The 12,706-nt window shown below is 73.8% G+C and carries 13 protein-coding genes; 6 read left to right on the forward strand and 7 right to left on the reverse strand.

Translation table 11 applies throughout. The features are described from left to right. Positions 1-26: 26 nt before the first annotated feature. Positions 27-2,579, reverse strand: a complete 2,553-nt coding sequence (locus ACA514_RS34015) for a Tex family protein (RefSeq protein WP_375045453.1) — start codon at positions 2,577-2,579, stop codon at positions 27-29. A 214-nt stretch (positions 2,580-2,793) separates the two neighbouring features. Here ACA514_RS34015 and ACA514_RS34020 point away from each other — a divergent pair, with 214 nt between their 5' ends. Further along, positions 2,794-4,083: a sensor histidine kinase gene (locus ACA514_RS34020; protein ID WP_375045362.1), complete on the forward strand. Its 1,290-nt coding sequence runs from the start codon at positions 2,794-2,796 to the stop codon at positions 4,081-4,083. Then, positions 4,035-4,679 carry a response regulator transcription factor gene (locus tag ACA514_RS34025; protein ID WP_285917273.1) on the forward strand — a complete coding sequence of 215 codons (645 nt, stop codon included), beginning with the start codon at positions 4,035-4,037 and terminating at the stop codon, positions 4,677-4,679. The genes ACA514_RS34020 and ACA514_RS34025 overlap by 49 nt, the downstream gene beginning before the upstream one ends. 7 nt (positions 4,680-4,686) lie before the next feature. On the opposite strand, the gene ACA514_RS34030 is transcribed toward ACA514_RS34025, so the two are convergent. Continuing rightward, positions 4,687-5,103, reverse strand: a complete 417-nt coding sequence (locus ACA514_RS34030; protein ID WP_375045363.1) for a cupin domain-containing protein — start codon at positions 5,101-5,103, stop codon at positions 4,687-4,689. Positions 5,104-5,166: 63 nt separating this feature from the next. Here ACA514_RS34030 and ACA514_RS34035 point away from each other — a divergent pair, with 63 nt between their 5' ends. After that, the gene (locus tag ACA514_RS34035; RefSeq protein WP_375045364.1) at positions 5,167-5,646 is read left to right on the forward strand and encodes a MarR family winged helix-turn-helix transcriptional regulator; all 480 of its coding nucleotides are present in this window, start codon (positions 5,167-5,169) and stop codon (positions 5,644-5,646) included. Positions 5,647-5,853: 207 nt separating this feature from the next. Next, positions 5,854-7,689 carry a glycosyl hydrolase family 18 protein gene (locus tag ACA514_RS34040; RefSeq protein ID WP_375045365.1) on the forward strand — a complete coding sequence of 612 codons (1,836 nt, stop codon included), beginning with the start codon at positions 5,854-5,856 and terminating at the stop codon, positions 7,687-7,689. A gap of 104 nt (positions 7,690-7,793) precedes the next feature. Here the strand turns inward: ACA514_RS34040 and ACA514_RS34045 are convergent, their stop codons facing one another. From ACA514_RS34045 to ACA514_RS34055, 3 genes are read right to left on the reverse strand one after another with little or no spacing between them, the layout of a single operon-like run. Further along, positions 7,794-8,657, reverse strand: a complete 864-nt coding sequence (locus ACA514_RS34045; protein WP_375045366.1) for a nucleotidyl transferase AbiEii/AbiGii toxin family protein — start codon at positions 8,655-8,657, stop codon at positions 7,794-7,796. Beyond that, positions 8,654-9,274, reverse strand: a complete 621-nt coding sequence (locus tag ACA514_RS34050) for a hypothetical protein (RefSeq protein WP_375045367.1) — start codon at positions 9,272-9,274, stop codon at positions 8,654-8,656. The genes ACA514_RS34045 and ACA514_RS34050 overlap by 4 nt, the downstream gene beginning before the upstream one ends. Before the next feature lie 58 nt (positions 9,275-9,332). Then, positions 9,333-10,127: an SDR family NAD(P)-dependent oxidoreductase gene (locus ACA514_RS34055; RefSeq protein WP_375045368.1), complete on the reverse strand. Its 795-nt coding sequence runs from the start codon at positions 10,125-10,127 to the stop codon at positions 9,333-9,335. Positions 10,128-10,211: 84 nt separating this feature from the next. On the opposite strand from ACA514_RS34055, the gene ACA514_RS34060 reads away from it, so the two are divergent. Both ACA514_RS34060 and ACA514_RS34065 read left to right on the forward strand, forming a co-directional pair. After that, positions 10,212-10,811, forward strand: a complete 600-nt coding sequence (locus ACA514_RS34060; protein ID WP_375045369.1) for a TetR/AcrR family transcriptional regulator — start codon at positions 10,212-10,214, stop codon at positions 10,809-10,811. Beyond that, positions 10,808-11,503: an HAD family hydrolase gene (locus ACA514_RS34065; protein WP_375045370.1), complete on the forward strand. Its 696-nt coding sequence runs from the start codon at positions 10,808-10,810 to the stop codon at positions 11,501-11,503. The genes ACA514_RS34060 and ACA514_RS34065 overlap by 4 nt, the downstream gene beginning before the upstream one ends. Here the strand turns inward: ACA514_RS34065 and ACA514_RS34070 are convergent. After that, complete coding sequence (locus ACA514_RS34070; protein ID WP_375045371.1) at positions 11,493-11,777, reverse strand: YciI family protein; 285 nt, start codon at positions 11,775-11,777, stop codon at positions 11,493-11,495. The genes ACA514_RS34065 and ACA514_RS34070 overlap by 11 nt on opposite strands. Positions 11,778-11,845: 68 nt before the next feature. Continuing rightward, complete coding sequence (locus ACA514_RS34075; protein WP_375045372.1) at positions 11,846-12,703, reverse strand: LysR family transcriptional regulator; 858 nt, start codon at positions 12,701-12,703, stop codon at positions 11,846-11,848. Between the last annotated feature and the right edge of the window lie 3 nt (positions 12,704-12,706).

Genomic DNA, 12,706 nt, shown 5'->3' on the forward strand with positions numbered 1-12,706 from the left:
CGCGCGCGTTGCCGGGCGTCCGGAACCTAGCGGGACTTGCGGTCGCCGCCGGGCAGGCCCTTGTCGAGACCGGCGCGGCGGAGCGCCTCCGCCATGGCGCCGCCGCCGGAGGAGCCGCCCTGACCGGGCCGGCCGCGCCCGCCGCCCTGCCCCTGCCCCTGGCCCTGACCCTGGCCCTGGCCCTGGCCGCGTCCGCCGCCGCCCTGGCCGCGTCCGCCTTGTCCGCGGCCGCCGCCCTGATTGCGTCCGCCGCCCTGGCCGCCGCGCCCGCCTTGGCCGCCGCGTGCCGGCCGGCGCTGGTCGCGGTCGCCGGCGTCGCCGCCACGGGCGTCGCCGCCGCGGCCGCCCCGCTGGTCGCGGCCCGGCTCGTCGTCCAGCCGCAGCGTCAGCGAGATCCGCTTGCGGGGCAGGTCGACGTCCAGCACCTTCACCCGGACGATGTCACCGGGCTTGACGACCTCGCGCGGGTCCTCGACGTACTTGTCCGACATCGCGGAGATGTGGACGAGCCCGTCCTGGTGGACGCCGACGTCCACGAACGCGCCGAACGCGGCGACGTTGGTGACGACGCCCTCCAGCAGCATCCCGGCCTCGAGGTCGGAGAGCTTGTCGACGCCCTCCTTGAACGTCGCCGTCTTGAAGGCCGGGCGCGGGTCGCGGCCGGGCTTCTCCAGTTCGGCGAGGATGTCGGTGACGGTCGGCAGCCCGAAGGTGTCGTCGACGAACGCGGCGGGCTTCAGCGAGCGCAGCACGGCGGTGTTGCCGACGAGGCCCTTGATGTCGCTGCCGGCCGCGTCCAGGATGCGGCGGACGACCGGGTACGACTCGGGGTGCACGCTGGAGGCGTCGAGGGGGTCGTCGCCGCCGGGGATGCGCAGGAAGCCCGCGCACTGCTCGAACGCCTTCGGGCCGAGCCGCGGGACCTCCTTGAGGCCGGTGCGGCTGCGGAACGGGCCGTTGGCGTCGCGGTGGGCGACGATGTTCTCCGCGAGCCCCTCGCCGATGCCGGACACCCGGGTGAGCAGCGGCGCGGACGCGGTGTTGACGTCGACCCCGACCGCGTTCACGCAGTCCTCGACGACGGCGTCGAGGGAGCGCGACAGCTTCACCTCGGACACGTCGTGCTGGTACTGGCCGACGCCGATCGACTTGGGGTCGATCTTGACCAGCTCGGCCAGCGGGTCCTGGAGGCGGCGGGCGATGGACACCGCGCCGCGCAGCGAGACGTCCATGCCGGGCAGCTCGCGGCTCGCGTACTCCGAGGCGGAGTACACCGACGCGCCCGCCTCCGACACCATGATCTTGGTGAGCTTCAGGTCGGGGTGCCGGGCGATCAGGTCGGCGGCGAGCTTGTCGGTCTCGCGGGACGCGGTTCCGTTGCCGATGGAGACGAGGTCGACCCGGTGCTCGCGAGCGAGCTTGGCGAGCGTCTCGATCGACTCGTCCCACTTCCGCCGGGGCTCGTGCGGGTAGATCGTGTCAGTGGCGACGACCTTGCCGGTGGCGTCCACGATGGCGACCTTCACACCGGTGCGCAGGCCCGGGTCGAGCCCCATGGTGGCGCGGGTGCCGGCGGGCGCGGCGAGCAGCAGGTCGCGCAGGTTGGCGGCGAACACCCGGACGGCCTCGTCCTCGGCCTCCTGCCGCAGCCGGGTGCGCATGTCGATGCCGAGGTGCACGAGGATGCGGGTGCGCCAGGCCCAGCGGACGGCGTCGGCCAGCCACTTGTCGGCCTGGCGGCCCTGGTCGGTGATGCCGAACCGGCGCGCGATCTCCGCCTCGTAGGAGCTGCGGACGGCCGGGTCGTCGGGTTCGTCCTCCGGCTCCAGGTCGAGGTCGAGGACCTCCTCCTTCTCGCCGCGGAACAGCGCGAGGACGCGATGCGAGGGCAGCTTGGCGAACGGCTCGGCGAACTCGAAGTAGTCGGCGAACTTGGCGCCCGCCTCCTGCTTGCCGTCGCGGACCCGGGAGACCACCCGGCCCCGGTTCCACATGCGCTCGCGCAGGGAGCCGATGAGGTCGGCGTCCTCGGCGAACCGCTCGACGAGGATGGACCGCGCGCCCTCCAGCGCCGCGGCCGCGTCGGCGACGCCCTTCTCGGCGTCCACGTAGCCGGCGGCCTCGGCCTGCGGGTCGCGGGACGGGTCGTCCAGCAGCAGCTCGGCGAGCGGTTCGAGGCCGGCCTCGCGGGCGATCTGCGCCTTGGTGCGCCGCTTCGGCTTGTACGGGAGGTAGACGTCCTCCAGCCGGGCCTTGGAGTCGGCCGCCATGATCTGGGCCCGCAGCTCGCCGGTGAGCTTGCCCTGCGACTCGATCGACTCCAGGATCGCGGTCCGGCGCTCGTCCAGTTCGCGCAGGTAGCGCAGCCGCTCCTCCAGCGCGCGCAGCTGCGCGTCGTCGAGCGTGCCGGTCGCCTCCTTGCGGTAGCGGGCGATGAACGGGACGGTCGCCCCGCCGTCGAGCAGGTCCACCGCGACCCGCACCTGGCCCTCGCGGACGCCGATCTCCTCGGCGATGCGCTCGGTGATGGGCCGGATCGAGGGCTCGGCGCCCTCCGGCCCGGCGGACGTCTGGCTGATGGTCGCTGTCACAGCTTGGATTCGCTTTCTCCCCTGGGTGTCGCCTGTGCATTGTCCAGGGAACGGGGCCGCTTGTCTTCTCACCGCTCGAATGACGGTAGGTCCAGCTCTACCGGCTCGGCCGCGAAGAGGGGACCTAGCACCACCGAGCCGTAGAGCGTGACCGCCCACAATGGTGGAGATCCAGCGCGATGGCGATTCCTAGGAGGAACCGGTGAGCGAGCTACTGCGCGAATACGGGCGGCGCGCCCTGTCCGGCCTGCTGCGCGGCGTCGTCCAGATCGTCATGGCGTTCGCGGTGAACCTGCCGCTGTTCATCCTGGCCGTGCTGTCGATCGCGGCGATCCCGCTGGGCGCCGGGGTCGTCCTGGTGCCGGTGCTCTTCCAGGCGATCCGGACGGTCGCCAACCAGCAGCGCGTGTGGGCGGCCGAGTGGTCCGGCGTGCGGATCCCCGTCCCGTACCGGGCGGAGCCGGCGGGCGGGCTCGGGCCGTTCCGGCGGCTGCGGTGGCTGCTGGCCGATCCGGCGTCCTGGCGGGATCTGCTGTGGACGATCCTGAACGTGCCGGTCGCGCTCGTCCTCGGGGTCCTCGCGGGCGGCCTGGTGGTCTACGGCCTGGAGGGGGTCCTCGTGGCGCCGTGGCTGTCGCTGTTCACCGACTACGGGTGGGGCCCGTTCTGGCCGCTGGACGACTGGGGCGCGGTCGGGTTCATCGGGACCCTCGTGCTGGGCGCGGCGCTGGTCGCGGTGTCCGGCAAGGTGGGGCCGGCGTCCCTGAAGGCGCACGCGCTGTTCGGCCGGTCGCTGCTGGCGCCGACGCGCGCCGCGCTGGCCGAGCGGGTCGAGCGGCTCATCGAGACGCGGTCGGAGACGGTGGACGCCTCCGCCGCGGAGCTGCGCCGCATCGAGCGCGATCTGCACGACGGGGCGCAGGCCCGGCTGGTCGCGCTGAGCATGAACATCGGGCTGGCCGAGGAGATGATGAAGCACGACCCGGAGATGGCGCAGCGGCTGCTCGCCGAGGCGCGCGAGTCCAGCGGGGCGGCGCTGACGGAGCTGCGCGACCTGGTCCGGGGCATCCATCCGCCGGTGCTGGCCGAGCGCGGCCTCGACGGCGCGGTGCGGGCGCTGGCGCTGAGCCTGCCGCTGCCCGTCGACGTCCACACCGACCTGGCGGGCCGTCCCGAGGCGCCGGTGGAGTCGGCGGCGTACTTCGCGGTGGCGGAGATGCTCGCGAACGTGGTGAAGCACTCCGCGGCGCAGCGGGCGTGGGTGCAGGTCGAGCACTCCGGCGGCCGGCTGCTCATGCTCGTCGGGGACGACGGGACGGGCGGCGCCGACCCCGCGGCGGGCGGCGGGATGCGCGGGATCGAGCGCAGGCTCGCCGCGTTCGATGGGACGATGGCGGTGACGAGCCCGCCCGGCGGGCCGACCGTCGTGACCATGGAGCTGCCGTGCGCGTTGTCATCGCCGAAGACCTCGCCCTCCTCAGGGATGGGCTGATCAGGCTGCTCGGGGCCTTCGGGTTCGAGGTCGTGGAGGCGGTGGACAACGGGCCGTCGCTGCTGCGGGCCCTGACGACGCACCGCCCCGACGTCGCGGTCGTGGACGTCCGGCTGCCGCCGACGTTCACCGACGAGGGGCTGCGGGCGGCGCTGGACGCGCGCAAGCAGGTGCCGGGGCTGCCGGTGCTGGTGCTGTCGCAGCACGTGGAGCAGCTGTACGCGCGGGAGCTGCTGTCCGACAGCTCGGGCGGCATCGGCTACCTGCTGAAGGACCGGGTGTCGGACGTCAAGCAGTTCGTGGAGGCGGTGCGGCGGGTCGCGGGCGGCGGCACCGCGCTGGATCCGGACGTGGTCGCGCAGCTGCTCACCCGGCACGCCCGCGAGGAGCCGCTGCAGCAGCTGACCCCCCGCGAGCGCGAGGTGCTCGGGCTGATGGCCGAGGGACGCTCGAACGCGGCGATCGCCGCGCAGCTGTTCGTGACCGAGAAGGCGATCAGCAAGCACACGAACAACATCTTCGGCAAGCTCGGGCTGCCGCCGTCGGAGGACGACAACCGCCGCGTTCTCGCGGTCCTGGCCTATCTGGGCGCCTGAGCGCCGGTCACCGGGCCCAGGGCGGGACGAGCCGCTCGTCGCCCTGCGGCGCCAGCTCGCACTTGTCCTCGCTGACCACGGCGTCCGGGTCGAAGGCGAGGCAGCCGGCGTGGGCGGCGACGACGGCGGTGAAGCCGGCGTCGGAGGCGGTGACCTGGCGGGGCAGGCCGGCGGGCAGCACGACGGTGTCGCCGGGCGCGACCTCCAACTTGCGTCCGTCCAGGTCGATGGTCGCGGCGCCCGCCAGGAAGGTCCAGACCTGCTCGGTGTCGAAGGCGTGCAGCGGACCGGTGCGGTTCGGCACCGCCTCGACGCGCCAGACGGCGATGCCCTCGGTGCCGCCCTGGGTGGGCGTCGCCAGGGTGGTCATCACGCCGTTCGGCGTCTCGGTGCGGCGGTTGCCGGCGTTGCGCAGGAGCGTCATGGGGGTCCCCGTCCCGTAAGTTGGTCAATGTGGTTGTCCATATAGTCAACGAGGTTGTCTTTTATGTCAAGCGCTCCCCCGGACCCGCCCGGCTTCGAGCTGCCGCTGCGGCTGCTGCTCGCCTTCCAGGTGATCATCGATGAGCTGCACGCCGAGCTGGCCCGCGAGGGCCATGCCGCGATGCGGCCCATGCACGGCTTCGTGTTCCAGGCGATCGGCCCGGACGGCACCACGGCCGTCGAGCTGGGCCGCCGGCTCGGGGTGTCCAAGCAGGCGGCGGGCAAGTTGGTCGAGTCCCTGGAGCGCGCCGGGTACGTCGAGCGCACCGCCGATCCGGCGGACGCCCGGCGCAAGATCGTCCGGCTGACCGCGCACGGCGTCGACGCGCTCGCCCGGTCCGCGCGGATCTTCGACCGGATCCGCGCCGACTGGGTCCGGCGGCTCGGCGCCGAGCGGGTGCGGGGGCTGGAGGACACCCTCCGCGCGATGACGCCGGAGGACCTGTGGCGGCTGGACGTGCCGGGCTGGTTCGGGACGCCCTGAACCGCCTTTCCGGTCTTTCTCCGCGCGGCCGTCCCGTACGTCCCCAGGCAGGCGCTTAGACCACCGCCGCCCGGCCGCCGGGACCGCCCGAAGGGCCTTGAACGGCCCTGTCCGCGCGGTTACCATCACCCCAATTTCTTAGGAAACTTTCCTAAGAGAAGAGCGGGGATTCCTGTTGGTTCGGGGGACACCGGCGAACGGAGAATCATGACCGGACAGAGCGGAAGGCGGGCCGCCGCGCTCGCCGCCGCGGCCACCCTCGCACTCGCGACGTCCCTGCTCACGGCGCCACCGGCGCCGGCCGCCGGGACCGTCACGGCGACGTGCGCCAAGACCTCCGACTGGGGCACCGGCTTCGAGGGCGGCTGCACGATCAGCAACGGGACGGGCGCCGCGATCAGCGCCTGGAAGGTCGAGGCCGACCTTCCGTCGGGCACGTCGATCACCTCGGTGTGGAACGCGACGAAGACCGTCTCCGGCAACCACTACACCTTCGCCAACTCGAGCTGGAACGGGACGGTCGCCGCCGGGGCGACCACGAGTTTCGGCTTCGACGGCACCGGCTCCGGCTGGCTCACCGGCTGCCAGGTCAACGGCGCCGCCTGCGACGGCTCCGGCACGCCGCAGAAGGACACCGAGGCTCCCACGGCTCCCTCGAACCTGCGCTCGACGTCCAAGACCGCCAGCAGTGTGTCGCTGGCGTGGAATGCGTCGACCGACAACGTCGGCGTCACCGGCTACGACGTCTACAACGGCACCGCCAAGGCGGCCACGGTCACCGGCACCAGCGCGACCGTTTCCGGCCTGTCCGCCAAGACCGCCTACAGCTTCACCGTCAAGGCGCACGACGCGGCGGGCAATGCCTCCGCGGCGTCCGGCGCGGTGTCGGTCACCACCGACGAGAGCGGAGGCGGGAACCCTGGCGGCGGCGGTAACAAGGTCGTCGGCTACTTCACCGACTGGGGCGTCTACCAGCGGGCCTACTACGTCAAGAACGTCGACACCAGCGGGTCCGCCGCCAAGCTCACCCACCTCAACTACGCGTTCGGCAACGTCACCAACGGCCAGTGCGCCATCGGCGACGCCTACGCCGACTACCAGCAGACCTACACCGCCGCCAACAGCGTGGACGGCGTCGCAGACACCTGGGACCAGCCCGTGGCCGGGAGCTTCAACCAGCTGCGCAAGCTGAAGAAGAAGTACCCGAACCTGAAGATCCTCTGGTCGTTCGGCGGCTGGACCTGGTCCGGCGGGTTCGGGCAGGCCGCCGCGAACCCCGCCGCGTTCGCCGACTCCTGCTACAACCTGGTCAAGGACCCGCGCTGGGCCGACGTGTTCGACGGCATCGACATCGACTGGGAGTACCCGAACGCGTGCGGGCTCTCCTGCGACACCAGCGGCCCCGACGCGTTCAAGAAGCTGATGGGAGCGCTGCGCGCCAAGTTCGGGTCGAGCAGCCTCGTGACCGCGGCGATCACCGCCGACGCCAGCGACGGCGGCAAGATGGACGTCACGGACTACGCGGGCGCCGCCCAGTACGTCGACTGGTTCAACCCGATGACCTACGACTACTTCGGCGCCTGGGACGCCCAGGGCCCGACGGCACCGCACTCGCCGCTGACGTCCTACCCCGGCATCCCGCACGCCGGCTTCAACACCTCCGACACCATCGCCAAGCTGAAGGCCAAGGGCGTGCCGGCGGGCAAGCTGCTGATCGGCATCGGCTTCTACGGGCGGGGCTGGACGGGCGTCACCCAGTCCGAACCGGGCGGCACCGCGACCGGCGCCGCACCGGGCACCTACGAGGCCGGTATCGAGGACTACAAGGTCCTCAAGGGCAAGTGCCCCGCCACCGGCACCGTCGCCGGCACCGCCTACGCCAAGTGCGGCAGCGAATGGTGGAGCTACGACACCCCGTCGACCATCGGCGGGAAGATGGCCTACGCCAAGGGCCAGGGCCTCGGCGGCGCCTTCTTCTGGGAGCTGAGCGGCGACACCACGGGCGGCGAGCTGATCGCCGCCATCAGGAACGGCCTCGGCTGACGCGGCTCCCCGGGGCGCGCCCTCCCAGCGTCCCGTGAAGCGCGGCCGAGCCCGATGGGGCCCCTGACCGAAACCGGACGCCGGTCAGGGGCCCCGCCGCGCGCTCACTCCGCGGCCGGCCGGGGCGCCTCCGGCGAGCCGAACGCCGGCCGGAGCAGCTCGTCCAGGACGGCCGTCGCGTAGTCCTCCGCCGAACCTCGCACCATCGGGTACTCCGCACGGAACTCGTCCCAGCCGACCTTGCCGGCCGAGACCCACGACGCGCAGAGCAGCGCGCCCATGCCGTCGATGCCGGACGTCTGGTCCAGCAGCCGTGGGGACGGTTTCGCGTTCCTGAGCAGCCACGCGTCGTACAGGTCCTTGCCCTGCGGGCGCGACTCGGTCCACAGCCAGTAGAGCTTCCAGCAGAGCGCCTGTTCCGGCAGGACGGCCTTCACGAACAGCGGCGCCTCTCCGGAAGGGCGCGGGACGGCGGTACGGCGCGGCGGGACGTGCAGGCGCTCGTCGAACGCGAAGTCGACCTGGACCTCCCCGCTCGCGCCGCCGCAGTGCCAGGGCAGCGTCAGCCGGTACCCCCAGTGGCCGTCCTCCCGGTCGCGGACCATCGTCTCCCACGGGCCGTAGGCGGCGATCCTCTCGCTCCGGCTGGGGACGAACCGCAGGCCGTCCATCAGGCCGGTCCGGGGGATGGCGTCGACGGTGAGGAAGAGGTCCTCGAAGACGTCGTCGGTCTGGTTCTCGTCGTCTCTCCACTTCTGCGAGTCGACGATGAAGTCGAGGTCGTGCGGGCGGCGCGCGTCGTCGCCGTACCAGGCTCGCATCAGCGCGCTGCCGCGCAGCACGAGGTGCTCGCCCCACCTGGATCCGGAGATCGCCGAAAGGACGTGGTCGAGCGCGCCCTCGTGCGCCAACTGCTCGAACGTCGGCTCGTGCGGCTCCATGCCCAGGAGCGGCGGTCGCGCCGTCATCGCGTCTCCTCCTCGATCCAGCCGTCGTCCAGGGACGGGGCGCCGTCGTGCACGACGAACTCCCGCTCCACCGAGAGGATCTCGTGTCCGCGCCGCCGCAGGTCGCCGGCCAGCACGTCCAGGCGGCGTTCCGCGGTGCGGGAGCCCACGCACCGGCAGCGCTGGGTGACGAACCGCTCCTGCCGTCCGTCGGCGCGGACGCGACGGGCGTTGCGCGACAGGTGCGCGGCGTGCGGGCGGGCGGCCTCGGCCAGCGCGCCCGCGTCGAACCCGGGCTCCAGCAGCAGCTTGAGGTGGTGCTCGAAGTAGTAGGCGGGGCCCAGCGCACCGGCGTCGCCGGCGGGGACGCCGGCGTTCCACGGTGCCGCCTCGACCTTCGCCCGCACCACCTCCAACCCGTCCGCGCGCAGGTCGGCGGTGGTGCGGGCGGCGTCGGCGAGGGCGTCGTCCAGCGTGCCGCGGGTGTGCAGCGTCAGCATCGGCTGGGAGGCCACCCGGCCGCGCGCCAGGACGATGTGGGTGAACTTCAGGCCGCGCGCCGCCGCCCACCCCGCGAGCCGCTCGGCGGCCGCGGGGCGGGCGGTCAGGTGCGTCTCGAAATCTCCGGAGAAGTCCACACCTGGATGGTCGCAAAACCGCTTCGGTGCGGCATCCGGATTCGCCGGGAGCCGGTTCTCAGAGGGTCTGGCCGCCGTCCAGGGTGAGGATCTCCCCCGTCATGTACGAGTTGGCCATGAGGAAGAGCGCGGCGGACGCGGCCTCGTCGGCGGTCCCGAGGCGGCCGAGCGGCGTCTGGAGCCCGGCCGCCGCGACGGCCCGGTCGCCGGCCTCGTCGGCGCCGGCACCGATGCCCCCGCGGGCCAGCGGCGTGTCGACCATCCCGTAGCGGACGGTGTTCACGCGCAGCCGGCGCGGCGCCAGTTCGACGGCCAGGGCCTTGGTGAGCGTCTCGATCCCGCCGACCACCCCGACCGGCACCGCCAGGCCGGGACGCGGCCGGGTCACCAGGCCGCCGGAGGTCAGGGTGAACGATCCGCCCGGCGCCATCGCGGGCACCGCCGTCCGCACGGTGGACAGCACCGACCACAGCCGCGCCTCGAACGCGCCGCGCGCGGCGTCCCGGGTGACCTCGGTGATCGGCCCGGCGCCGCCGAGGCCGCCGGCGGTCACCAGGACGTGGTCGGCGGCGCCGGCGCGCTCGAAGACCTCCTCGATCGCGTCGTCGTCGGCGACGTCGCCCGCGACGCCCCGGACGTCGCCGCCCGGTCCCGCGGCGCGGGCGTGCTCGACGGCGGCGTCCAGCCGGGCCTTGTCGCGGCCGGTCAGCACGACCCGGGCGCCGAGCGAGGCCAGCATGGCGCCGGCGGCCAGGCCGATGCCGGAGCTGCCGCCGAGGATGACGGCGGTCTGCCCGGCGAGGCCCTGCGGCAGCGGCGAGCGGACCGGAATGGGCGCCTCGGTGGTGGTCATCGCGTTCTCCTCAAATAAAACATCTGGTTGGTTTACCCTGGCCCACCGGCGGCGGCGATGTCAACCGGATGGTTTAATTCGGGCATGACGTACGACGCGGAGGCCACCCGGCGGCGGATCTTCGACGCCGCCGTCGCCGAGTTCACCGCGCACGGGCTGGCCGGCGCCCGCATCGACCGCATCGCGCGGCAGGCCCGCGCCAACAAGCAGGCGATCTACCTGTACTTCGGCGGCAAGGAGAAGCTGTTCGGCGAGGTCGTGCGGTGCAAGGTCGACGAGATCTGCCGCGGCTCCGACATCTCCCCCCTCGACTTCGCCGACGGGGTGGGCCTGCTGTTCGACTGGTACGGGCAGAACCCCGAGCAGATCCGCCTGCTGCTGTGGGAGGCGCTGGAGACGCGCGGCGAGGTGCAGGGCGAACCCGAGCGCCGCGCGTCCTACCGGGAGCGGGTCCGCGAGTTCCGGGCCGCCGGGGTCGGCGCGGGGCTCCCCGACGACGAGGCCGTCCGGGCGGCGCAGGACCGGATGTTCACCATCCTCGGCCTGGTCGCGTGGAACTTCGCCGTCCCGCAGCTGTGCCGGCTCGTCCTGGACGAGGACGACGAGGCCGCGGCCCTGGCGCGGCGCCGGGAGTCCGTCGTGCGGACCGCCCGCGTCCTCGCCGAGGCGGGGCGCTTCTCTTGATCCGCGGCGCCCCCGAGGCGGTCCTGTTCGACCTGGACGGGACGCTGCTCGACCATGCCGGTGCGGCGGCCGAGGCGATCTCCGCCTCGTTCCCGGACGAGGATCCGGAGACGCTCGTGCGGCGCTGGCTGGAACTGATCGACGCGTCGGTCGACCGGTACCTGGCCGGCGAGCTGACGTTCGCCGAGCAGCGGCGCGCCCGGATCGTCCCGCTCGCCCGGGAGCTCGGGCTCGGCGACTGGGACGACGAGCGCGCCGACGCGTGGATCACCGGCTACCTGGCGCGGTACGAGGCCGCGTGGCGCCCGTATCCCGACGCGCCCGGCCCGGTGGCGGCGCTGGCGGAGCGCGGCCTGCGGCTCGGCGTGATCACCAACGGGGACGCGGCGCAGCAGCGCGCCAAGATCGAGCGGATCGGGCTGGCGGACCGGCTGCCGTACCTGGTGACCTCCGGCGAGACCGGCACCGCCAAACCGGACCCGGAGATCTTCCGGCTCGCCTGCACCGGGCTCGGCCTTGCGCCCGGCGAGGTCGTCTACGTCGGCGACCGGCTGGACGTCGACGCGCGGGGCGCGTCCTCCGCCGGGCTGACCGGCGTGTGGCTGGACCGCTCCGGCGGGCCCGCCCCGGACGGCCTGGACGTGCCCCGCATCACCACGCTGGACGAGCTGCCCGGCCTGCTCAGGCCGTGATGCCGGCGAGCGCCGACCGGGTGGGCTCGATCGCGATGATCTCGTAGCGGACCCGGCCGGTGCGCAGGAACGGGTCCTCGGCGGTGATCTCCTCGATCCGGGCGCGGTCGGTCCCGTCCGCGAGGACCACCCCGCCGACGCGCGGATCGCGGCGGGCCGTGAGCAGGAAGGTCCCGGCCTCCATGTGCCGGTCGACGTACTCGTAGTGCTCGGGGATCAGCGCGTCCAGCTCGCCGAGGACGCCGTCGTCGTAGTGCAGCAGCAGCAAGAACATGCGGGCAGTGAACGCCGCGCCGCGCGGGCCCGTCCACGAGGCGCCGCCTATGGCGGGTGAGGACGCGCCTAACGCCGCAGGCGGCGGGCGATCGCCTCGGCGGCCGGGTGCCCGGGATCACGGTGCCAGGCGAGCGCGAACCCCAGGCGGGGCGCGGCCCCCGCGATCGGCCGCCACACCAGCCCCGGCTCCGCCGCCCACGCGGGGCGCAGCGCGACGACCGGCTCCCCGGACGCCAGCTCGGCGCGGGCGACCGCGCGCCGCGCCGTCGAGACGCGGATCTCCGGTTCCCAGCCCCCGGCGCGGCAGGCGTCCAGCACCGCGTCGTGGTACCCGGAGGCGAGGGCGCGGTCGAACCACAGCAGCCGCTCGCCGTCCAGGTCGCGCCACGCGATCGCGTCCCGGCGCGCGAGCCGGTGCCCGTCCGCCATCAGGACGCCGAGCGGCTCGTCGTGGACGGTCTCCGCCGCCAGCCCGGAGAGGTCGGCGGGCAGCGTCACCACGGCGAGGTCCAGCGCGCGGCGGCGGAGCGCGGCGAGCTGGAGGTCGGTCGCGGCGTCCTCGAACACCGGGCGGACGCGGGCGTCCCGCGCCGCCGCGCCGATCCGTCCGGGCAGGTCGGGTGGTACGCCGGGCGGCACGCCGACGGCCAGGACGACCGTCGCCGCCGACGCGGCCGCCACGGCCCGCGCGCCCCGGCCGGCGGCCTCCAGCGCCGCCCGCGCCTCCGGCAGCAGCGCCGCGCCCGCCGGCGTCAGCTCCATGCCGGCGGCGGTGCGGTCGAACAGCGCGGCGCCCAGCTCCCGTTCGAGCCCGCGGATCTGCTGGCTGAGCGACGGCGAGCGCAGCCCGAGCCGCTCGGCCGCGCGGGTGAGGTTCGCCTCCTCCGCGACCGCGACGAAATACCTGAGCTGCCGCAACTCCACGGC

Source organism: Actinomadura sp. NTSP31 (assembly GCF_041951385.1).
Classification (GTDB): Bacteria; Actinomycetota; Actinomycetes; order Streptosporangiales; family Streptosporangiaceae; genus Spirillospora; species Spirillospora napierensis.